At 57.3% G+C, this 20,787-nt stretch carries 15 protein-coding genes; 9 read left to right on the top strand and 6 right to left on the bottom strand.

Annotated features, from left to right (window positions below; genetic code table 11):
* Positions 1 to 6 precede the first annotated feature (6 nt).
* The gene (locus ID864_RS19310) at positions 7 to 1,074 is read left to right on the top strand and encodes a diguanylate cyclase (RefSeq protein WP_048917771.1); all 1,068 of its coding nucleotides are present in this window, start codon (positions 7 to 9) and stop codon (positions 1,072 to 1,074) included.
* A gap of 44 nt (positions 1,075 to 1,118) precedes the next feature.
* Here ID864_RS19310 and ID864_RS19305 read toward each other — a convergent pair whose 3' ends face one another.
* From ID864_RS19305 to ID864_RS19290, 4 genes are all read right to left on the bottom strand, one after another.
* On the bottom strand, positions 1,119 to 1,742 hold the full coding sequence (locus ID864_RS19305; RefSeq protein ID WP_191150236.1) for a response regulator transcription factor: 624 nt from the start codon (positions 1,740 to 1,742) through the stop codon (positions 1,119 to 1,121).
* Positions 1,743 to 1,812: 70 nt separating this feature from the next.
* Positions 1,813 to 5,049, bottom strand: coding sequence for an ATP-binding protein (locus ID864_RS19300; protein WP_191150235.1), 3,237 nt, complete (start codon positions 5,047 to 5,049; stop codon positions 1,813 to 1,815).
* 78 nt (positions 5,050 to 5,127) lie between these two features.
* Positions 5,128 to 8,403, bottom strand: a complete 3,276-nt coding sequence (locus ID864_RS19295) for a response regulator (protein ID WP_288498134.1) — start codon at positions 8,401 to 8,403, stop codon at positions 5,128 to 5,130.
* Between the two features lie 4 nt (positions 8,404 to 8,407).
* Positions 8,408 to 9,031 (bottom strand): response regulator, encoded by a 624-nt coding sequence (locus ID864_RS19290; RefSeq protein ID WP_191150234.1) that lies wholly within the window; start codon positions 9,029 to 9,031, stop codon positions 8,408 to 8,410.
* Positions 9,032 to 9,608: 577 nt separating this feature from the next.
* Between ID864_RS19290 and ID864_RS19285 the strand changes: the two genes are divergently transcribed.
* The 7 genes from ID864_RS19285 (at position 9,609) to ID864_RS19255 (ending at position 17,172) form a co-directional block, all read left to right on the top strand.
* Entirely contained in the window at positions 9,609 to 10,136 is a 528-nt protein-coding gene (locus tag ID864_RS19285; RefSeq protein WP_191150233.1) for a fimbrial protein, read from the top strand.
* 81 nt (positions 10,137 to 10,217) lie between these two features.
* Positions 10,218 to 10,901 (top strand): fimbrial biogenesis chaperone, encoded by a 684-nt coding sequence (locus tag ID864_RS19280; RefSeq protein WP_191150232.1) that lies wholly within the window; start codon positions 10,218 to 10,220, stop codon positions 10,899 to 10,901.
* Positions 10,902 to 10,920: 19 nt separating this feature from the next.
* Positions 10,921 to 13,470 carry a fimbria/pilus outer membrane usher protein gene (locus ID864_RS19275; protein WP_191150231.1) on the top strand — a complete coding sequence of 850 codons (2,550 nt, stop codon included), beginning with the start codon at positions 10,921 to 10,923 and terminating at the stop codon, positions 13,468 to 13,470.
* A 102-nt stretch (positions 13,471 to 13,572) separates the two neighbouring features.
* Positions 13,573 to 14,517 carry a fimbrial protein gene (locus tag ID864_RS19270; RefSeq protein WP_224750560.1) on the top strand — a complete coding sequence of 315 codons (945 nt, stop codon included), beginning with the start codon at positions 13,573 to 13,575 and terminating at the stop codon, positions 14,515 to 14,517.
* Between the two features lie 123 nt (positions 14,518 to 14,640).
* A complete protein-coding gene (locus ID864_RS19265; RefSeq protein WP_048917772.1) occupies positions 14,641 to 15,606 on the top strand; it encodes a threonine/serine dehydratase in 966 nt (321 codons plus the stop codon).
* Positions 15,603 to 16,544: a Rossmann-fold NAD(P)-binding domain-containing protein gene (locus tag ID864_RS19260; protein ID WP_191150229.1), complete on the top strand. Its 942-nt coding sequence runs from the start codon at positions 15,603 to 15,605 to the stop codon at positions 16,542 to 16,544. Before ID864_RS19265 ends, ID864_RS19260 begins: the two co-directional genes overlap by 4 nt.
* A 1-nt stretch (position 16,545) precedes the next feature.
* Positions 16,546 to 17,172 carry a helix-turn-helix transcriptional regulator gene (locus ID864_RS19255; RefSeq protein ID WP_191150228.1) on the top strand — a complete coding sequence of 209 codons (627 nt, stop codon included), beginning with the start codon at positions 16,546 to 16,548 and terminating at the stop codon, positions 17,170 to 17,172.
* A gap of 263 nt (positions 17,173 to 17,435) precedes the next feature.
* On the opposite strand, the gene ID864_RS19250 is transcribed toward ID864_RS19255, so the two are convergent.
* Both ID864_RS19250 and ID864_RS19245 read right to left on the bottom strand, forming a co-directional pair.
* Positions 17,436 to 17,825, bottom strand: a complete 390-nt coding sequence (locus ID864_RS19250; RefSeq protein ID WP_048917775.1) for a cupin domain-containing protein — start codon at positions 17,823 to 17,825, stop codon at positions 17,436 to 17,438.
* A gap of 36 nt (positions 17,826 to 17,861) precedes the next feature.
* Positions 17,862 to 19,046, bottom strand: a complete 1,185-nt coding sequence (locus tag ID864_RS19245; RefSeq protein WP_099753326.1) for a BaiN/RdsA family NAD(P)/FAD-dependent oxidoreductase — start codon at positions 19,044 to 19,046, stop codon at positions 17,862 to 17,864.
* A gap of 241 nt (positions 19,047 to 19,287) precedes the next feature.
* Between ID864_RS19245 and pitA the strand changes: the two genes are divergently transcribed.
* Complete coding sequence (gene pitA, locus ID864_RS19240) at positions 19,288 to 20,787, top strand: inorganic phosphate transporter PitA (protein WP_133622485.1); 1,500 nt, start codon at positions 19,288 to 19,290, stop codon at positions 20,785 to 20,787.

Below are 20,787 nucleotides of genomic sequence, written 5' to 3'. Positions count from 1 at the left end.
TGATTCATGCACTACTACTCACCCGATGACAGCCAGTTAAAACTGCGCTCAACGCGTTTTATTCGTCGCATGTTCGCCATGCGTCAGCTGGGCACCTTTTTGTGTTTTTTCCCCTTTCAGTCGGTGCTTTCGGAACTGGATCGCAGCACGTGGTTCACTATTTTGCTGTTTATTAATGCCTTTATCTGGCCGTCGGTCGCCTGGCTACTGGCGCACTCCTCACCCGACCCGACCAACACCGAGCGCCGCAACTTAACCATTGATGCCGCGTTTGGTGGCGCATGGGTGGCGCTAATGGCCATCAGCCCGATGCCTTCGCTGATTATCATCGCTGTGCTGGCCTCTGACCGCTATGCCGCCGGCGGCTGGCCGCAGCTGAAACCGGCGATCCAGGCGTTTACGCTGACCTTTATTCCCGTCTGGGCGGTGCTCGGCCTGCCACTGCAGCCGACCTTCAGCACGCGCACGGTGTGGCTGACGCTGCCGCTGGCAACCTGTTATATGCTGGTGCTCAGCGCGGTGTCGTATCAGCTCACGCTTAGCCTGCGGCGTAAAAACCGCGAGCTGGAGCGCATCTCGCTGATGGACCCGAGCCTGAAGATCCCCAACCGCCGCCTGTTTGACCGCCGTCTGGAGAGCGAATACCTGCGCACCCAGCGTGGCGCAGGCCGCGCTTGGCTGATGCTGATCGACGTGGATAATTTCAAGCAGGTCAATGACCGTTTTGGCCACGAAGCGGGGGATTATCTGCTGGCGGAGATCTCACGCCTGCTGCGCAGCGAAGTGGGCACCCGCGATATTCCGGCACGCTTCGGTGGCGATGAGTTAGGGGTGATTGTGCGCGATGCCGACGATATCACTATCGTGATGCTGGCAGCGGCGCTGAAAGAGAAAATCGCCCAGATCCGCCTGCCCGCCTCTGCTGAATTCCAGTTCTCCGTCAGCATCGGCATTGCCCCGGCCAGTAACGCCGACTCCATCCACCAGTGGCTGCGCCATGCAGACCAGGCGCTGTACAGCGTCAAACGCACCGGCCGAGACGGCATTCACCTGTGGCAGGCTGCGGAAGCGTGAGCTGATAGATGATTCACATCACAACTTGAGACGCTTCTCCGCGATCAAATCACATTATTGCGTCGCGCAAAATCGAGCAGATCGACGGTTTTTTCCAGGCCGAGCTTGGTCATGATCCGCCGTTTGTAGGTGCTGATTGACTTGTTGCTAACGTGCAGCTTTTCGGCGATGTCGATCAGCGCCTCTCCTTTTGCCAGGTAGCCGAGCACTTCCAGCTCGCGATTAGATAACATGCTGAGTGCGCCTTCTTCAGAAACTTTATCGGCTGGGGCTGCTCCTTCGAGTGCTCTTCTAGGGAAAAAATCATAGCCGTTGTAGATCGCTTTGAACGCATCCACCAGCTGGTCGAGATCGTTATCTTTACTGATGTAGCCATTTGCTCCGGCGCTGCGGGCGCGGTCGATAAAGTGCTGCTCACCGTGCGTTGAAAGCACCAGAATGCCGCCCGTGAACCCATCCGCCCGCAGCCGTTTGATCACCTCCAATCCGTTAGGTGGTGGGATATCGATATCGATAACCACCAGCTCCGCCTGATTGGATTGCAAAGCGCGTAGCGCATCACGGCCATTATCACACACGCCAACGACCTCATGACCGTTCGCCGTCGCCGTCACCTTCACGGCCAGCTGTGAAACAGGATGATCATCTACAATAAAAATCTTCGCCATATCATCAGCACCCAGAAATTAAATGGAATCAGTGGAAAACTTGTCGCGCAGCCTTTTCAGGGTGCGGACGCTATGCTTTGCGTTCGCCCAGCGCCCGTTGCAGCTCATCCTTTAGCGTATCAATCTGCACCCTACACTCGGCCACCAGCGCTGACAGGCGCTGATACTGCCCTGCATCGACGGCCAGTTCCAGCTGCCGCGACGCATCGGCCAGCGCCAGCGCATTGATGGTCCGTGCGCCACCCAGCAGACTGTGCGCAACCTGCTTTAACTGCGGCATATTTTGCTGGGCCAGCGCGCTAGTCAGACGCTCACCATCGCGCTGGTTTTGCGCCAGTACCGAACCGATGAGTTGATTAAAGATCTCCGGCTGCGACTGCGCCAGCTTATCCAGCGTCAGGACGATATTCGGGTCAACTCCCCCTTCCTCATTCGCCTGCAATCCGTTGATGCGGGCGAGCAGGCTGCCGAGCTCAACAGGTTTGAACAGACAGTCGGTCATTCCCGCCTGCTTCGCCTGCGCCATCACCTCCTGCTCCGCCATCGCGGTCAGCCCAAACATCGGCTGCGGCGCCAGGCCGCGTTCAGTTTCCAGCTGGCGCAGGGCCCGCACCAGCTCAAAGCCGTTCATGACCGGCATATTACAATCGGTGATCACCAAGTCAAATGGCGGTTGCGCCTGCTGCCAGGCATGCAGGGCGGCCTGACCATCTTCGACCGCGAGGCTGCGATGTCCGGCAAAGGCCAGCTGCTGACTCAGCAGCAGCCGGTTCGGCGGATGATCATCAACAATCAGGATGTTGCGTGCCACAGGTGCCACCTGCGGCAGCGATACGCTCTTGTCCACCAGCGGCCCCTGCCAGACCGGAGCGGAAAAACGGAAAATAAACGTGGTGCCTTCATCGGGGGTGCTCTCCACTTCCAGCGTGCCGCCCAGCAGATCGGCTAACTGGCGGCAGATACTCAGCCCCAGCCCGGTGCCGTGGTGCGCGGCGCGGCTGCTCTCCACCTGCACAAACGGCTCGAATATCGCCTGCTGTTGCTCCGCACTCAAGCCCACTCCAGTATCACACACCTCAAGCACGAAGTGCGCATGCTCATCTGGCGCTTTTGCCGCCTGATAAATAACCACTTCCACCTCCCCCTCGGCGGTGAATTTAATGGCGTTACTTAACAGGTTAGAGATGATCTGCTTCAGCATCACCGGATCGAAAAGGATCCGGTCATCCCGCACTTCAACACGGGTCACCAGCGTAATATCTTTCTCGTCCGCGCTGTAGCGAAACAGCGTGCTGATGCTGTTAAGCGTCTCCGTCAGGGAGAGCGGGATGCTGCGCACCTTAAATGTGCCCGACTCAATTTTCGCCATGTCGAGAATGTCGCCGAGCAGCATCAGCAGCGAACGCGCCGACTCGTAGGCCACGGCAATATTATTTTTACGCTGCTGCGGGCTGGATCGCCCCTGATTCTCCAGCTCCAGTAGGCCGATTAACGCGTTCATCGGCGTGCGGATTTCGTGGCTCATCTGCGAGAGAAACATACTTTTCGATTCGCTGATTTTGTCGACCCGGGACTTAGCGATTTGCAGCCTGCGCCGCAGGTTTTGCTGCACGGCGAGGTTGCTCTTCAGTAGCCGGTTGCGCCAGAAAAAGAAGCCCAGCATCAGGCCGATGACAATCAGCGCAGCAATCGAGCTGACGATAATGTTCTGATAACGGCCCCAAACGTCGAGCCGCTCAAGAGTAAAGCGCAGCTGCCATCCGCTGAGCTGTGCATCCATCGCCTGTGGCGAGATATCGATCAGCGCGCTGTCGATAATCGTGAGCAGTGTGCGGTTCTGTTCGGTCGTCGCCATCGCCATTTTCAACGGCGGGATCGGCAGAATCATTGCCATTTTAAAGCGATCGGCAAGGTAGCTTTTCAGGAAGAATCCCGCTGCCGTTTGCGGTAGCACGGCCCCGTCCAGGCTGCGGGTCCACAGTGAAAACACCGTTTCTAACGAGAAGTTTTCCTCAACGAATTTTACCTGCGGGAACTGCGCGCGCAGGGCAGGCAGGTAGTAACTACCGGGATACACCGCCACAGTGCGGCCATTCATATCCGCCAGCGACTGCACCGCCGCACTCTCTTTGCGCGTGACCAGTACCCAGCTTGAGATCAGATAAGGGCGCGAGTAGATAACGCCATCACCACCGCCAGCGGAAGCATCTGCCAGCGCGATCAGCGATTCAGGATGTTGGCGCAGGTGGGCGCGCATCGCCGCCAGATTATCGAAGTTTTGCCAGCGAAATGTTATGCCGCTTTGCTGGCCGATTCGCTTCAACAGCGAGATAGTAAAACCACTCTCTTCACCCTTATCGTTAATAAAGGTCATCGGTTCGTGGGTATTGGTGATCAGTACCGGCACTACCGGATGCTGCTGCACCCAGGCACGCTGTTCCGGGCTGAGGGTGATGGCGCTGTTGATACTGAGCGGCGTCGCCAACCGCCAGGCCTCTGCCATGCGGGCAAAAGTGCGGGTAGGCACCGCACTGCGCACCTCATTGATGGCGGTAATCAGCGGTGCGAATTCCTGACGAGCGACAAAAATCAGGCTCTGATCCTCCAGCAGCGAACTTTTTTCACTGGTCAGCCGATTCTCATAAATGCGTGCATTGATTTCGCTGGCGGTAACGTCATTGCTCCACATCACCACGTTTTCATCATTGGCGACGGCGGCCATTGCCGAGTAGTAATCGTCCCTGGCCACCAGCCGGGCCTGCGGATAAGCCCGCTGCAGTGACCGACGCAGGCTGTCATCACCGACATAAACCAGCGTTTTGCCCGCCAGCCCTCCGGCACCGTTCAGCTCAATAATCGGCTGATGAACCAGCACCGCGTGGTCGGCCAGCCAGGCGTCGGACAGCGCCAGCCCGGGCTGCTGCGCCAACTGTGGCGTAGCGGGCAGCAGATCGATGTCGCCGGCATTTAACGCCTGCAGCGCCGAATGATGGTCGGGGTAGCGGATAATATTGAACGACAGCGGCAGGGCGCGCTGCAGCAGTGAGAGATAGTCGGCCATCAGGCCTTCAAAACTTTGCGGATCGGTGTCAACGACGTAAGGTGGATGGGCCGGCAACCAGACGCCAACGCGTATCTCCCGATGCTGTTGCAGCCAGGCAAGCTGGCTGGCTGGCAGCGTGAGCTGCGGAACATCAACGCGCGCACGCGGCAGTAACGTCTGGGAAACCGGGGCGGCTGCCAGCAGCAGCGGCGCGGAGAAAATGACCCCGACCAGCAGACGGCGAAACGCGGCGGTCAAAAGCACGTGGCAATACCTGAGTTCAGCTAAACATACTTTGATAATAGCAGGCAAACCCTCGCCTGCTGTTACACTGCCTGACGTTTATTTCCTCTCGTGTAGCCAGCGCTCTATGGCGCTATTCAGCTCAGTCACCGCGTCGATCACCGACTGCCACAGGCGGCTGATTTTCACTTCATCTGCGGGGACTTCCCGGCAAGCTAACTCCATGCTACGGGAGACAGTTTTCACCCCCTCTGCGCCAAAAATCTGTGCGGCCCCGGAAATACTGTGTATAGATTTCGCCAGCTCAGGCCAGTCCTGCAGCTGGAATAGGTCGGCTGCCTGCGCCAGATCCTGCTGGTTGGTTTGCAGGGTAATGCTCATCAGTTCACGCAGAATCTCATCGTCATAGTCGCTGAGCGACTGTAGCTTGTCGTAGTTGACCAGTTCCTGCAAAGCCCGGGCATCAGTCGACTCCTGCGGCATATTTTTCATCACGATATCGAGGATAGACTGCAGCTGCGGCAGCTGTAAGGGTTTAAACATGCAGTCGTTCATCCCTGCGGCCAGGCAGCGGACGCGCTCCTCCGGCCATGCATTCGCCGTTAGCCCGAGGATGGTCACGTCCGCTTTCTGATGTTCACGGATCAGGCGCGTCAGCTCTAACCCATCCATTCCAGGCATGCTGCAGTCGGTAATCACTACGTCAAATGCCTCCTGTTGCCAGCAAACCCAGGCCTCTTCACCGTCTTTTGCCTCTTTCACCCGATGCCCGAGGTGTACCAGCTGGCGCCGCAGCAGCATACGGTTAGCTGGATGGTCATCAACCGCCAGAATACGCAGTGCCTGATGCTGAACCCGGCTTTCACCTGCGGTGCTTTGCCCATGTTCCGGGCGTTTATGGCTAAGGGCCACTGGCACGGTAAAACTGACCTGCGTTCCCTGGCCGGGATGGCTTTTCATGGAAATTTCACCGCTCATCATATGCACCAGCTGTGCGCAGATAGCGAGGCCGAGGCCGGAGCCAATCTGGGTGCAGCCGTTGTGCGCCTGCACCCACGGGTCGAAGATATCCTGCTGCTCCTCCTGCGAGATGCCTTTGCCGGTGTCCGTCACGCTGATGCGTAACATAGCCGAGCCGGCGATCTCATCGTTTTCCAATGCCATATCCACATTAATGCTCCCCTGATCGGTGAATTTAATCGCATTACTGACCAGGTTAGAGAGCACCTGACGAAAGCGCAGCGGGTCGATAAATAACTGGTACGGCAGCTGTGGCGGCAGCGTACAGCGCAGCCGTAAGCTCTTCTGGCGCGCCAGACCTTCAAATACCCGCACCACCGGCGGCAGCAGATCGGTAGATCGCACCCACTCCGGCGCCAGCTCCAGACGGCCTGACTCGATGCGTGCCATATCCAGGATATCGCCGATTAACCCCATCAACGTGCGTGCCGACTCCCAGGCAACGCGTACCGGATCTTCCTCATCTGGCCGCGTCTCGCTGGTTTTTACCGACAGCTCCAGCAGCCCGATGATCGCGCTGACCGGCGTGCGGATCTCATGGCTCATGGTGGCGAGGAAGGTGCTTTTGGCGCGGTTGGCCTGCTCGGCCCGCTCGCGTGCTTCAGACAGGGCCTGCGTCAGCGTTTCGTTATGCTCCAGCTGCGATTGCAGATCCTGCTGAGCCACGCGCCTGGCGCGAACTTCACGGCGCAGATAGTAGATCCACAGCACGGTGGTGAGGATGATCACGCCCGCCACGCTGAATACCAGCCAGAACTGGGTTTTGTAAAGCTCCCAGGTATCAAGCCGCACATCCGGCCGCGTCTGCCACTTATCAATGACGCTGTTGATGTCAGCCGGGGAGATATTTGCCAGCGACTTGTTGAGAATGCTTTGCAGCTCAGGCTGATCGCGGGCGACCGCAAAGGCAATAGCTGCCGCCTGGCTACCGACCTGCCCCCCTATTTTCAGCCGATCGCGGAAATAGCGTTCAATCATATAGCTGGCGCCAAACAGCGTATGCACCGCCACATCCGCATCACCGTTATCCACCATCTGCAGCGCAATGCTGGCATTCGCGGTTTCAATAAGATGGATGCCCGGATTGAGCCGTGCCAGTTCTGAGATCAGGCTGTTTTTGCTGACTATTGCTACGCGCGTCCCTGGCGGTAACGGCGTGGAAAAACTGCTCTCTTTGCGCTCAATCAGTACAAACGGCGAGTTAAAATAGGGCCGTGAGAACAGTAGATTCTCATTGCGGTCGTCACTGTGGCTGAGGGCTCCGATAAACAGCGCCTTTTTCGTTGCCACCTGCTGCTCCATCTCTTTCACCGAATCGGCCGCGACCGGGCGAAAATGGATGCCGGTACGCAGATGGATCATCCGCAGGATATCCGCGGTGACGCCATAAAAGTTGCTGCTGGCGTCCATCATGGTAAACGGTGCATAGAAGGCATTGACCGATACCGCCACGCTCGAGTGCTTCGCCAGCCATTTTTTTTCCGTCTCGCTGAATTCAACCGGCTTATTCACGCGCCACTGGTTGGCGCGCTCGCTCCACTGTTGCAGGATCACCTGCTGCTGCGTTCGCGGGATAGAATCCAGCACGCGGTTGACAATGCGGGTCAGGACCTCATCCTCTTTACGCAGCACAAAATGGCTGCCGGTGTCGCGCGCAGGATAGACCTGCTGTAACGTCAGATAGTGAGAGTAGTTGCGTTCCAGCAGATATGAGGTAGTGACCAGGTTGCCGATGTAGAAGTCGTTTTCGTCAAAGGCCACCGACGCCAGCGCCTGATCGTCCGTATTAAAATGCATAATGCGTACGCCGGGAAAGTTCTCCTCAATCCAGCTGTCATCCACGTACCAGCGGGCGATCGCCAGCCGCATGCCCTGACGATACTGAAAGGGTATTCCGCTGCCTTTCTTGCGGTGAACCAGCACCGGATGGTCGCTGATAAAGTTTTTTGAAGGGGTCAGATCGCTATGCAGCGGAATATCCTTGCCGGAAGGATCGGCCACTATATCCACCTGCTGCTGTAACAGGGCTTCCATTGCCGCTTCACGGTTAGGGAACCTTTGCATCTGCAGTTTTATCCCAAGATACTGGGAAACAAGGAAGATATAGTCGGCGATCATGCCTTCGAAATGCCCTTCTCCGCTAAAAATAGCCAGCGGCGGGATCTCCGGCTGCCAGACGGCCACGGTCAGCTCGCGCTTGTTACCCAGCCAGCGCCAGTCGCTATCATCCAGGGTAAACACTTTCGGGTTATAGACCTCCTGGCTGAGAAGATTGAGCGGTTCAGGCCGGGTGGGAATGGCAGCGGTCGCTGCCATGCTGAACATAAGGAACAGGGAGAGGATGAAATTTTTCACCGTATTAATCCAGGTTATGCCGACGGGCGAAATCGATCAGCTCCAGCGTGTTGTTTAACTGAAGCTTGGTCAGCAGCCGGGATTTATAGGTGCTGACCGTTTTATTGCTGATGTGCATTTTCTCCGAGATCTCAATCACCCGGATGCCGCGACTCAGATAGCGCAATACCTGAAGCTCACGGCTGGAGAGCTGGGTTACCACTTCCAGCTCTTTCGGCGGGGCCTTGCGCGAGACGCCGGGCTGGCGCCGCAGCGGAAAATAGCCATAGCCGCGCACCACGGTGCGTACCGCATCGCGCAGTTCATCAAGGTTATTGCCTTTGCCGATAAAGCCATCCGCACCGATGTTGATACAGCGGTTGAGATAGTGCTCATCATCGCGTCCGGTCAGCACCAGCATGCGGCCTTTAAACTCTGAGGCATTGAGTTTTTCAATTAGCTCAATTCCGCTAAGTCCGGGAATATCCAAATCTACAACGATAATATCCGGCTGCATTTTCTGCGCCAGCTTGAACGCTTCCAGTCCATTACCCGACTCAGCAAGAATCGTATGCCCGTCTTTTTCCAATAACATACGGATAGCCAGACGCGCCATTGGATGGTCGTCGATTATAATTACGTTTGCCATAGGTGTACCTTTAAATGTTTTCTCGCTATAAAGGTTGGCACAGGCACGATAAAATAATCAACATAAAATTGTTGTTTTTTTATTTAAACCAAAAAACAAAAACTTAAATCAGAATATTAAAACCTTTTTAATCAGTGCGAGAAAACATGAAGGATGACAAAGATTTTCTTTTTTCCTGATTGTCACATGCTGATTATACCCTACAAAAATCAAACAAACGCCAACTCATAAGCAACTGATAAAAAACAATTAAATTTCAAAACAGCATTATCAAACCCACATCTGCAACATCGATTACCCTGACTCCCCCCCTTTCAATGTAGTCCATGGATGACATTAAGCGCTGAATATGATGACAGCGCTTGCCGCATCGCCCTAATGTTTATCAAATCCACGAGGGTATAGTAATCCCCAGCAAAAGAATAACTCAACAGGCTCATTCAAATACATCATAGATGAATAAATGACGTGAGTGAACGCTTTTGATATTTATTTCATTACAACAATCCAGACATCGCCTGGCCATTAACAATGAAATAAAAACCCTTATTGAAAACAGACCACAGGAATTTGAATCATGAAAAAGCAACTTCACGCTCTGGCGTTATTTTCTGTTTTTTGCGGCACGGCAGTTTCAACTGCAAATGCAGCTGATGGCACTATCCAGTTCAACGGTGAAATCATTGATGCTGCTTGCACCGTGTCGCCAGCCAGCGCCAACCAGACGGTAACCCTGGGCCAGGTGAGCAGCTCTGCGCTGGCTACCGTTAACCAGCGCGCAGCCGCCACGTCTTTCCAGATTGATCTGACCGCCTGCCCGGCCAGCGTGACCACTGCCAGCGTTAAATTCGACGGTAACCCGTATCAGGGCGATACCAGCACTCTGGCACTGTCGCCTGTACCGGGTGCTGCAACCGGTGTCGGTATCCAGATCCGTACCGCTACCGGTCTGGTGCTGCCACTTTATTACGGTTCGACGCCTACAGCACTGACTCAGGGCACAACGAATACCCTGAAATTCGACGCGGCCTATGTCGCTAAATCCGTTCCGGTAACTGCGGGTCCGGCAAATGCCGTTGCCACCTTCAGCGTTATCTACAACTGATTATCCAGCAGTGCCCTGCGTACTGCAGCCTTCTGCAAAGCCGGCTTAACGCCGGCTTTCACTTCCTCAGGAGTCACGATTGTGAAATCAAAACTTTGTTCTCTGCTGTTAGCAGGTTTACTCGCAGGAAGCGGAATTGCCCATGCCGGTGTGATCATCGGCGGCACGCGTATCGTCTATGACGGCGCAAAAAAAGAGTCATCCATCAGCCTGGAAAATCCTGATGCCTCTCCTTATCTGATCCAGTCGTGGGTGGAAAACGAAGCGGGCCAGAGTGACAAAAGCAGTTTTATTGTCACCCCGCCGCTGTTCCGCCTTGACGCGAAACAGAAGAACACGCTGCGCGTGATGCAGGCCGCATCGGGTTTAGCTCAGGACCGCGAAACGCTCTACTGGCTGAACATTAAATCGATCCCAACGACCGATCCAGACCGTGCGGAAAATACATTGCAGCTCGCCGTCAATACACGCATCAAGCTGATCTATCGCCCTGCTTCGCTGAAAGAGAGCACGCCTGACCAGGCCAGCGCGCAGCTGCAATGGTCGCGCCAGGGCAACAAGCTGAACGTAAATAATCCGACTCCTTACTACGTCAACTTCAATGCCATCAGCGTGGGCGGCAAAGCGCTCGCCAACGTGACCTATGTTGCGCCACGCAGCTCCGCCAGCTTTACGCTGCCAGCTGCCGTTAGCAGTAGTCAGGTGGAGTGGAAAGTGATTAGCGACTACGGCGCGATCGGCGCTGCTCACAAGTCATCCTTCTAAGATTCGGCTGGAAAAAACAATGCGCTCCCTTGCTCATACTGAAAAATACCGCGGCAACCTGAAACCCTCATATCTGGCGGTGGCAATTGCCCTGCTGCTGCCGACGCTGTCGGTACAGGCCAAAGACTACTTCAACCCTGCGCTGCTTGAGCAGCCGGGGGAAAGCACTGCCGCAACCGATCTCTCGGCATTCGAAAACGGCGGGCAGCTACCGGGCCGCTATCCCGTCGAAATCTGGCTGAACGATGAGAAGGTCGACAGCAGAGATGTGGTGTTTTTTCAGACGGAGAGCAGAGGGCTGCAGCCCTGCCTGAGCGTGGACGAACTGCGTCGGTACGGCGTGAAAGTGGATCAGTTCCCCGACCTGCAAAAGCCCGGTGAGCGCTGTGTGGACCTTGCCGCCATTGCGGAAGCGACGGCAGAATTTGTCTTCAGCGCACACCGCCTGAATCTGTCGGTGCCTCAGATAGCCGTCACCCCCCGCATTCGCGGCTACGTCCCCCCTTCCCAGTGGGATGAGGGCATTAACGCGGCGCTGTTAAACTACAGCTTTAGCGGCACCAGCGAGCTGGAAAATCAGCAGAGCAGCAGCGGTAACAGCCAGTATCTCAACCTGCGCCCGGGAATAAATGTCGGACCATGGCGCGTACGCCACTACTCAACCTGGTCACGCAACAGCAGTGGCGAGGACCGCTGGGATACCGTCTACAGCTACGCGCAGCGCAGCATCGTGCCACTGAAAAGTCAGCTCACGCTGGGTGAAAGTCAGGCCCCTTCGGACGTGTTTGATAGCGTGCCGTTCACTGGAGCGCAACTGGCTTCCGACGATGAAATGCTGCCGGAGAGCCTGCGCGGCTATGCGCCGGTAGTGCGCGGCATTGCGCGCGGCAATAGCGCTCAGGTGCTGATCCGTCAGAACGGCTACCTGATTTATCAGACCACCGTGCCCGCTGGTCCGTTCGAAATCACCGATATGTTCCCGACCGGCGGCAGCGGCGATCTGTACGTTACGGTAAAAGAAGCCGACGGTAGCGAACAAAATATGGTGGTGCCATATGCCTCACTGCCGGTCCTGCAACGTGAAGGCCGGCTGCGCTTCAGCGTCACCGGAGGACAGTACCGCGCGTATGACCGCAGCGTCGATAACGCCGCATTTGCACAGAGCACGGCGATCTATGGCCTGGGTAAGGGCATGACGCTGTACGGTGGAGTCCAGGCGGCCCAGCACTACCGCTCGCTGGCGGCCGGAGTTGGGCAGAATCTCGGAGAAATTGGGGCAATTTCCGCCGATCTCACCCACTCCAGGGGGGAACCCAAAGAGGGGGAGAGCCGCCAGGGGCAATCGTGGCGACTGCGCTACAGCAAAAGTCTGGCGGAAACCGGCACCAACGTGGCGATCGCCGGTTACCGCTATTCGACAGAGGGCTTCTATACCCTGGCGGACGTGCTGGACAGCTACAGCGATAATCCCAACCCCCTGCTGAGCAATAGAAAGCGTAATCGTGCCGAGATAACGCTCAGCCAGGACCTGGGCGACGAACGCGGCTACCTGTCAATTGGCGCAGTCTCTGAAAGCTACTGGAACAACAGCCGCAAGACCTCATCATGGAACCTGGGCTACAACAATAGCTGGAACGGCATCAGCTACGGCCTGAACTACGCGATGAACCGTAACACCACGTCCGCAGGTACCACCGACAGCGGCCTGAGTAAAACCTACGATCGCGATCGCGTGGTCTCTTTGAATCTGAGCATCCCGCTGAATCGCTGGATGGGTAATACCTATGCCAATTACAACGTCAGCAGCAGCAAATCACGCGGCACGGTAAATACCGTCGGCCTGAACGGCACGGTGCTGGAAGATAACAACCTGAACTGGAATCTGTCGCAGGGCTATGCCGCCAACGGCCAGGGCAGCTCCGGCTACGCCGGTATGAACTATCGCGGCACCTATGGTGAGGTCAACGGCGGCTACAGCTATGCCAGCGGTCAGCGCACCATGAACTACGGCGTGCAGGGCGCGATTGTGGCGCATGCCGACGGCATTACCGCCGGGCAAACCATGGGGGAAACCTTTGGCCTGGTGAAAGTCCCGGGAGCCAGCGGCGTCAGCGTTAACAACCAGACCGGGGTCAAAACCGATTATCGAGGCTACGCGCTGGTGCCTAACCTGATGCCGTTCCGTAACAACGACATCACGCTAAACACTGAAACCCTGCGGGACGATGTCGACCTGCAGCAGACCACCCGTAACGCTGTGCCGACGCGCGGCGCGATGGTCAGGACAGATTACCGGGCGCAGGTCGGACAGCGTGTGCTGATGACCCTCACCCGCGCTGATGGCAAAGCCGTGCCGTTCGGTGCCACGGTAGTGAATGACGCCGATCGTGACGCGGGCAGCAGCATTGTCGGTGACGGCGGCCAGGTCTATCTGGCCGGGATGCAGAACCAGGGAACGCTGCTGGTGCAGTGGGGCAAAAATGCTGACCGCCAGTGCCGCGTCACCTATCGCCTGAACAGCGAGAAAAATGTTACCGGAATTCAAACGCTCAACGGCCAGTGCCGCTGATCGCCTCATCGTTAAGGTATTGATATGAAAAATTTGCTCAAAAAAGTGTTAACGCCTCACTTCCTTTGCTGTGCTGCTTTACTGGCTGCCTCCAACGGAGCAATGGCGTCCTGTAGCATCACTGATGCACGCTATACTGCTGCCGATGGTTTCACCATGAACCTGCCAACGATTGTGGTACAGCGAGATGCCCCCGTGGGGAGCATCGTGTACAGCAATACGCGCAACGAACTCAACTCGCGCGGCAACTTTATCGAATGTACCGTCGGCGGATTCAGTTCGCAGTGGGGTACGGGCGGTGCCCTTACCCCGGTAAGCTACGGCGGCCAGACGCTTTATGCCTCAGGCGTTACAGGGCTGGCATGGCGTGTCGTTACCCCCGGAGCGGGCTCAACCAGCGGCCGTTACGGCACGGGTGCACTCCCGCGCCAGCTTAACGGCGTTGCCTGCGTGTCCGGTACCAACTATTGGCGGCTGTGTGGCGGAACCTGGGGCAGCGTGCGCTTCGAACTGGTAAAAATCGCCTCGGTTACCGGCTCCGGTATGTTGACCACCGGGTCACTGACGCAGGCCAGCGTGGTCGGCGAGACAAATATTTATCATTTTTCTATCGGCGGCGGAGCAGTACAGACGGTAGCGTGCTCGGTGACCAACCCGAATATTACCGTCACGATGGGCAGAACCAAAAATACCGACTTCAGCGGCGTAGGCAGCACCAGCGGCGATGCGGACTTTAATATCGGCCTGAACTGCGATGCCGCCACCAATGTCAAAATGACTATCAGCCCGGGCAGCTCCGGCGCGGAAAACGCCGCTAACGGCGTACTGAAGCTGGATAATCTCGGCAGCGATGCCGCCAGCGGCGTCGGCGTACAGCTGCTGTACAACAGTGCTCCAGTCGCGCTCGGCAGCCGCATGACGATTGCCACCACCAGCGCGGACGGGGCGTATAATATTCCGCTGAAGGCGCGTTATATCCAGACCGGGGCGCAGATTGTGCCAGGTAAAGCCGATGCCAATGCCACCTTTACCATGACCTACCAGTAAGGCGGTAAGTGGTCCGCTGCCGGGCGACTGCCTTTTGCGCCCGCCGCGCCGCGAGTACGAACAGTGGATCGATGTGTACTAAATGTCTATAATAGACTTTAAATACACTTACTGGATGCCATCATGCTGACCCTCTCTCAACTCTGCGACGATAGCCAGCTGGCGCACGCCGCACTGCGCCCTCAGGTAAAAGTGACGCCGCTCGACCGTAGCCACGCACTCTCTGCGCAGTATCATTGCGAGCTGTTCCTGAAAGGCGAACATCTGCAGCATACCGGTTCGTTCAAGTTCAGAGGGGCGAGCAATAAGATGCGGCTGCTCTCGCCGCAGCAGCGCGCACAGGGGGTGATCACTGCCTCATCCGGCAATCACGGCCAGGGCATGGCGCTGGCCGGGGCGATGGCGGGTATACCGGTGACGGTGTACGCGGCGGCAACCGCGTCTCCGCTTAAGCTGGAGGCCATTGCCTCCTACGGTGCCCGGGTGGTAACGCTGGAGGGCGACGCGCTGAGCGTGGAGCTGGCCGCTGCGCGTACCGCCGCAGAACAGGGCGTTCCGTTTGTCTCCCCGTATAACGACGCGCAGGTGATTGCTGGCCAGGGCACCGTGGCGCTGGAAATGCTGGAGCAGGAAGCGCCGCTCGACGCCGTCTTTGTCGCGGTGGGTGGCGGCGGGCTGATCTCCGGGATTGGCGCGGTGATGAAAACGCTGTCGCCGCAGACGCGCATTATTGGCTGCTGGCCTGCAGCCTCCGTCGCGATGTGTGCTTCCCTCGCGGCGGGCGAAATCGTTGAGCCGCCCGAGCACGAGACGCTGTCCGACGGCACTGCCGGTGGCTTGGAGCCTGGCACCATCACCTTCCCGATCTGTCAGCAGGTGGTCGATGAGTGCGTGCAGGTCAGCGAAAAGGAGATCAAAGCCGCGATGAAAACGCTGGCGCGCTACGAGCGCTGGATGGTTGAAGGCGCGGCGGGCGTGGCGATGGCGGCGTTTATGCAGCAGGCAGAAAAATGGCGCGGCAAGCGCGTTGCGGTGATCCTGTGCGGCAAAAACATCACCCTGGAGAAGTTCTGCGAGGCGGTGCAATGAGGATTATTGAGCAGGCGGTGATTCAGGCGCACTACCATGAGGCGGACGCGCTGGAAAAGCTCAAAGAGGGGTTTCGCGCTTTTTCAGCAGGCCGCGTTCAGCTGCCGCCGGCGCAGCAGTTTCTGTTTGCGCAGGCGGGTGGCGACTGCTGTATTAAATCCGCGTGGATGGAGGGTTCAGAGAGCTTCTGCGTCAAAGTCTCCAGCGGCTTTTACCGCAACGGCGACCTCGGCCTGCCGGGCAATGACGGGCTAAATATGCTGTTTAGCGCGCAAACCGGGCAGCCGCTGGCCCTGCTAAACGACCACGGCTGGCTGACCGGGATGCGCACCGCGCTGGCCGGAAGGATTGCCGCTGAACTGCTGCTGCCAGAACGGGTTGAGCAGATCGCCATCTTCGGCACCGGGTTACAGGCCGAGCTGCAGCTGCGCCAGCTGCTGGCCCTGACCGCCTGCCGCCAGGTGATTATCTGGGGGCGCAGTGAGAACGCGCTGGTGCGCATTCGCCAGCAGCTGGCTGACTGCGATATCAACCTCATTACCACGCTGGAGGCCGAACAGGCGGCGCGCGCGGCCTCGATTATCGTCACCGCCACCCCCTCCTCCGTGCCGCTGCTGCGCCGGGAGTGGATCCGGCCGGGGACGCATATCACCGCCGTGGGTGCCGACTCGCCGGGCAAACAGGAGCTGGATGCCGCCATCGTTGGCGCTGCCGCCTGCGTGCTGGTCGACTCGCTTACCCAGTGCAGCAGCTATGGCGAGCTCTGCCATCTGCCCGCAGCACAGCGCACGGGAAAAATCATTGAGATTGGCAGCCTGCTGAGCGATAGCACGCAGTATCAGCGTGCGGCGGAGGCGATCACCGTCGCCGATCTGACCGGGCTGGGGGTGCAGGATGCGCAGATCTCCGCCAGCATTCTCGCGCAGATGGGGGCCTGAGATGAACCAGCAAAGCACAGCAGAAAGCCAGCAGTTCGCCACGCTGACAGCGATAGCGGACGGTATTGCCGCGCTGTTTTTCCCCATGGTGGAAGTGGCCATCCACGATGTCACCAGCAGTAAAATTGCCTATCTGGCGAATAACCTGTCGAGGCGCAGCATCGGCGATGATGCCGGGCTGGAGCAGCTGACGCTCAACGACCTCGATACGCTGACCGGGCCTTACGAGCAACTGAACTGGGACGGGAAAAAGATGCGCTCCGTCAGCATTCGCGCCAGCGTGCCGGGCAGTGCGGGCTACATTTTCTGCATCAACTTCAGTACCGCGATGCTGGAAGATGCGCGCAATGCGCTGGAGACGTTTCTGTCAATGAGCCAGCTGCAGCCCCAGCCTGCGCCGCTATTTGCGCACGACTGGCGGGAGAAGATAAACACCGCCGTGCATCAGTGGCTGGCCGAGAACCACAGCTCGCTGACTATTCTGACGCGCAGCGACAAGAAAGCGCTGGTGACGGCGCTTTACGCTCAGGGAATATTTAACGTGCGCCACTCGGCCGACTATGTGGCGAACGTGCTGTCGCTGGGAAGAGCAACGGTGTTTAAATATTTGAAAGAGATTAAGGGTTGAGGTGGGCGTCGATTCTGTTCCTACTCTCAACCGTATCAGGATGGTCTTTCACTGCCCATGGGAAATTAAAAAAGCAGGGCTGATGAAGTTTGGTTTATATATGCGGCCCCTCATTACAAAAATCTCACAAACCCAGCGCTGTGGGAGTTTATAGCTTACTCCCGCAAAGAGCCACGCCTGATTAAATTGCCAGGGGAAGCGTTGGCCTCACCTCCACTGGGTAACGGTAGTGTTTGGTCTACAGACTGTGTCAGCTGAACCTGTTAATACTCAGATTCCTCTCCCGGCAGTGGTACAGACAGCGCCATCCCTTTTGCACCTGCATAGAAGATGATGACATCGGTGCTTTGGTCGGTGGTGAATCCCCGGTGGGCAATATCGATGGACTCGTTGAAAGCCTCACCCGCGCTGAATGTCCTGGTATCCCCCGTCGCTTTATCCTCAATGGTCAGGGAACCTGACAGAATATAGGCCGTGTTAGGAATGGGGTGGGTATGCCAGGGCAGCTCTGAATGCGCGGGGATGGTCATTTTCATCACCGTAATTTCAAGCTCACCCGAAGGGTAATTTTGCAAAGTCTGGCCATTCCACGCCTGGCCACTTTGAAGCAGGGTTTCGGTGGTGTTTTTGTGTCCGCTGGAAGAATTTTGCATTTTACCGCCTGAGAATCAGTTAAATCAGATTTCTCATTATAGCGCCTGCGCACACGCCCAGGCTGAGCTCCACGCCCACTGGAAGTTATAGCCGCCTAACCAACCGGTGACGTCAACCACTTCGCCAATAAAGTACAGCCCCGGTACATCACGCGCTTCCATGGTTTTCGACGACAGCTGGCTGGTATCGACGCCGCCGAGCGTGACTTCGGCGGTGCGGTAGCCCTCGGTGCCGTTGGGCTGGATTTTCCACTGGTGCAGCGCGCTGGCCAGCTCCGCCTGCTGGCGGCTATTGAGCTGCTTCAGCGTGCATTCCGGCACCCTCCCCAGCAGCTGCAGGCACTCGACCAGGCGTTTCGGCAGCAGTTTAGCAAGGGTGTTTTTCAGGCTCTGATTCGGGTGCTGCTGGCGCTCTTCATTAATAAAGGCATCGATATTCTGCGCCGGGGAGAGATCAACGCTGACAAATTCGCCCGGCAGCCAGTAGCTGGAGAGCTGCAACACCGCCGGGCCGGAGAGGCCGCGGTGGGTAAACAGCAGCGCTTCTTTAAATACCGTGCCGTCTTCGGCGGTCAGCACTGACGGCACCGAGACGCCGGACAGCGTCTGTAGCTGCTCCAGCAGCGGCTTATGCAGGGTAAACGGCACCAGCCCGGCGCGGGTCGGGAACACCTTCAGGCCAAACTGTTCGGCAATTTTATAGCCAAACGGCGATGCGCCCAGCCCCGGCATCGACAGCCCGCCGCTGGCGATCACCAGCTTTTCCGCCTGCACCTCTGCACCGTTGAGCTGCAGCGTGTAGCCGCTGTCATCACGCGCTACCGCAAGCACTTCACTACGCAGGCGCAGCGTGACGCTGGCGGCTTCACACTCTTTCAGCAGCATGTCGACCACCTGCTGCGCTGAGTCGTCGCAGAACAGCTGTCCGAGCGTCTTCTCGTGCCAGGCAATGCCGTGACGGTTAATCAGATCGATAAAATCCCACTGGGTATAGCGCGCCAGAGCGGATTTACAGAAATGCGGGTTATGCGACAGATAGGCCGCTGGCTCGGTATAGAGGTTGGTGAAATTGCAGCGCCCGCCGCCGGACATCAGGATTTTACGCCCGGCTTTTTTGCCATTATCGATCAGCAGCACGCGCCGCCCGATCGCGCCCGCCTGAGCCGCGCAGAACAGGCCAGCCGCACCCGCACCAATTACGATAACGTCAAATTTTTCCACCACAGACTCCGCGCCGAACCACAAAAACGCTGATTGTAGAGAGTTGACGGCTGGGATACCAGCCTGACACCAAATCGCAGCTGAAACATTTTGTAACCTGATGATTTCATGATGGTTTCAGGGGTAACAGTCACTCAAATGACACATTAATGTCAAAAAAAGTCTATATTTCCCTTTCCCCAAGCGCGGTTTGTCGCTGATAATGCGCCGCGTTCATGTCCTCCAAAATGGCGTAACGCTTATGCTGCATCTGTTTGCTGGTCTTGATTTACATACCGGCCTGTTCCTGGTTCTTGCTCTGTTGTTCGTACTGGTTTACGAAGCAATCAATGGCTTCCACGATACGGCCAACGCGGTAGCTACCGTGATTTATACCCGTGCAATGCGATCGCAGTTAGCGGTGGTAATGGCCGGGGTATTCAACTTCTTTGGTGTACTGTTGGGCGGCTTAAGCGTGGCTTACGCGATTGTCCATCTGCTACCCACCGACCTCCTGCTTAATGTCGGGTCGGCTCACGGCCTGGCCATGGTCTTCTCCATGCTGCTGGCTGCGATTATCTGGAACCTCGGCACCTGGTATTTCGGGTTACCGGCCTCCAGCTCCCATACCCTGATCGGTGCCATTATTGGTATTGGCCTGACTAACGCGTTGCTGACTGGCACCTCGGTAGTGGATGCGCTCAATATCCCTAAAATGATTGGCATCTTTATGTCGTTGATTATCTCGCCGATTGTTGGCCTGGTGATTGCCGGCGGGCTGGTATTTATCCTGCGCCGTTACTGGAGCGGGAATAAAAAACGTCAGCGCATCCATATGACTCCGGCAGAGCGCGAGAAGATCGACGGCAAGAAAAAGCCGCCGTTCTGGACGCGTATCGCGCTGATTGTCTCGGCGATTGGCGTCAGCTATTCGCACGGTGCCAATGACGGCCAGAAAGGCATTGGCCTGATTATGCTGGTGCTGATCGGCGTGGCGCCGGCGGGCTTTGTGGTGAATATGAACTCCAGCGGCTATGACATTACGCGTACGCGTGATGCCGTGAACCACCTGGAGCAGTATTACCAGCAGCACGCGGCCTCACTGACGCACATCATCCAGATGGCGCCGCCAGCGTTACCGACGCCGGAACAGGTGCCTTCCGGCCCGCATGATTTCCACTGCGACGCTGCCCGTGCGCTGCCGGCTATCGAGCGCGTGCAGGGCCTGCTGAACAATCTCAGCAGCTACGATGCGCTGAACGTTGAGCAACGCAGCCAGCTGCGCCGCCTGCTGATGTGCATCTCGGATACCGCGGAGAAAACCGCCAAGCTGCCGGAAACCAAGCCTGACGACAAACGTTTCCTTAATAAGCTGAAGAGCGACCTGCTGAATACCGTTGAGTACGCGCCGGTATGGATCATCCTGGCCGTGGCGCTCGCGCTGTCGCTGGGGACCATGTTCGGCTGGCGTCGCGTTGCCACCACTATCGGTGAGAAGATCGGTAAGAAGGGCATGACTTACGCTCAGGGGATGTCGGCGCAGATGACGGCGGCGGTCTCTATTGGCGTGGCGAGCTATACCGGAATGCCGGTTTCAACCACGCACGTGCTCTCCTCTTCCGTGGCGGGCACCATGCTGGTTGACGGCGGTGGCGTTCAGGGCCGCACCATCAAGAACATCCTGCTGGCGTGGGTGTTCACCCTGCCGGTCTCGATTGTGCTGTCAGGTGGGTTGTACTGGATTGCGCTGAAGCTGATTTGA

Source organism: Erwinia aphidicola (assembly GCF_014773485.1).
Lineage (GTDB): Bacteria > Pseudomonadota > Gammaproteobacteria > Enterobacterales > Enterobacteriaceae > Erwinia > Erwinia aphidicola.
The sequence above is the reverse complement of the archived record's forward strand: the minus strand, read 5'-3'. Positions and strand labels throughout refer to the sequence as shown.

Coding starts and splice junctions, on each gene's coding strand:
- ID864_RS19310 (WP_048917771.1), top strand. CDS start 7: ATGCACTACTACTCACCCGATGACAGCCAGTTAAAACTGCGCTCAACG.
- ID864_RS19305 (WP_191150236.1), bottom strand. CDS start 1,742: ATGGCGAAGATTTTTATTGTAGATGATCATCCTGTTTCACAGCTGGCC.
- ID864_RS19290 (WP_191150234.1), bottom strand. CDS start 9,031: ATGGCAAACGTAATTATAATCGACGACCATCCAATGGCGCGTCTGGCT.
- ID864_RS19285 (WP_191150233.1), top strand. CDS start 9,609: ATGAAAAAGCAACTTCACGCTCTGGCGTTATTTTCTGTTTTTTGCGGC.
- ID864_RS19275 (WP_191150231.1), top strand. CDS start 10,921: ATGCGCTCCCTTGCTCATACTGAAAAATACCGCGGCAACCTGAAACCC.
- ID864_RS19270 (WP_224750560.1), top strand. CDS start 13,573: ATGGCGTCCTGTAGCATCACTGATGCACGCTATACTGCTGCCGATGGT.
- ID864_RS19265 (WP_048917772.1), top strand. CDS start 14,641: ATGCTGACCCTCTCTCAACTCTGCGACGATAGCCAGCTGGCGCACGCC.
- ID864_RS19260 (WP_191150229.1), top strand. CDS start 15,603: ATGAGGATTATTGAGCAGGCGGTGATTCAGGCGCACTACCATGAGGCG.
- ID864_RS19255 (WP_191150228.1), top strand. CDS start 16,546: ATGAACCAGCAAAGCACAGCAGAAAGCCAGCAGTTCGCCACGCTGACA.
- ID864_RS19250 (WP_048917775.1), bottom strand. CDS start 17,825: ATGCAAAATTCTTCCAGCGGACACAAAAACACCACCGAAACCCTGCTT.
- pitA (WP_133622485.1), top strand. CDS start 19,288: ATGCTGCATCTGTTTGCTGGTCTTGATTTACATACCGGCCTGTTCCTG.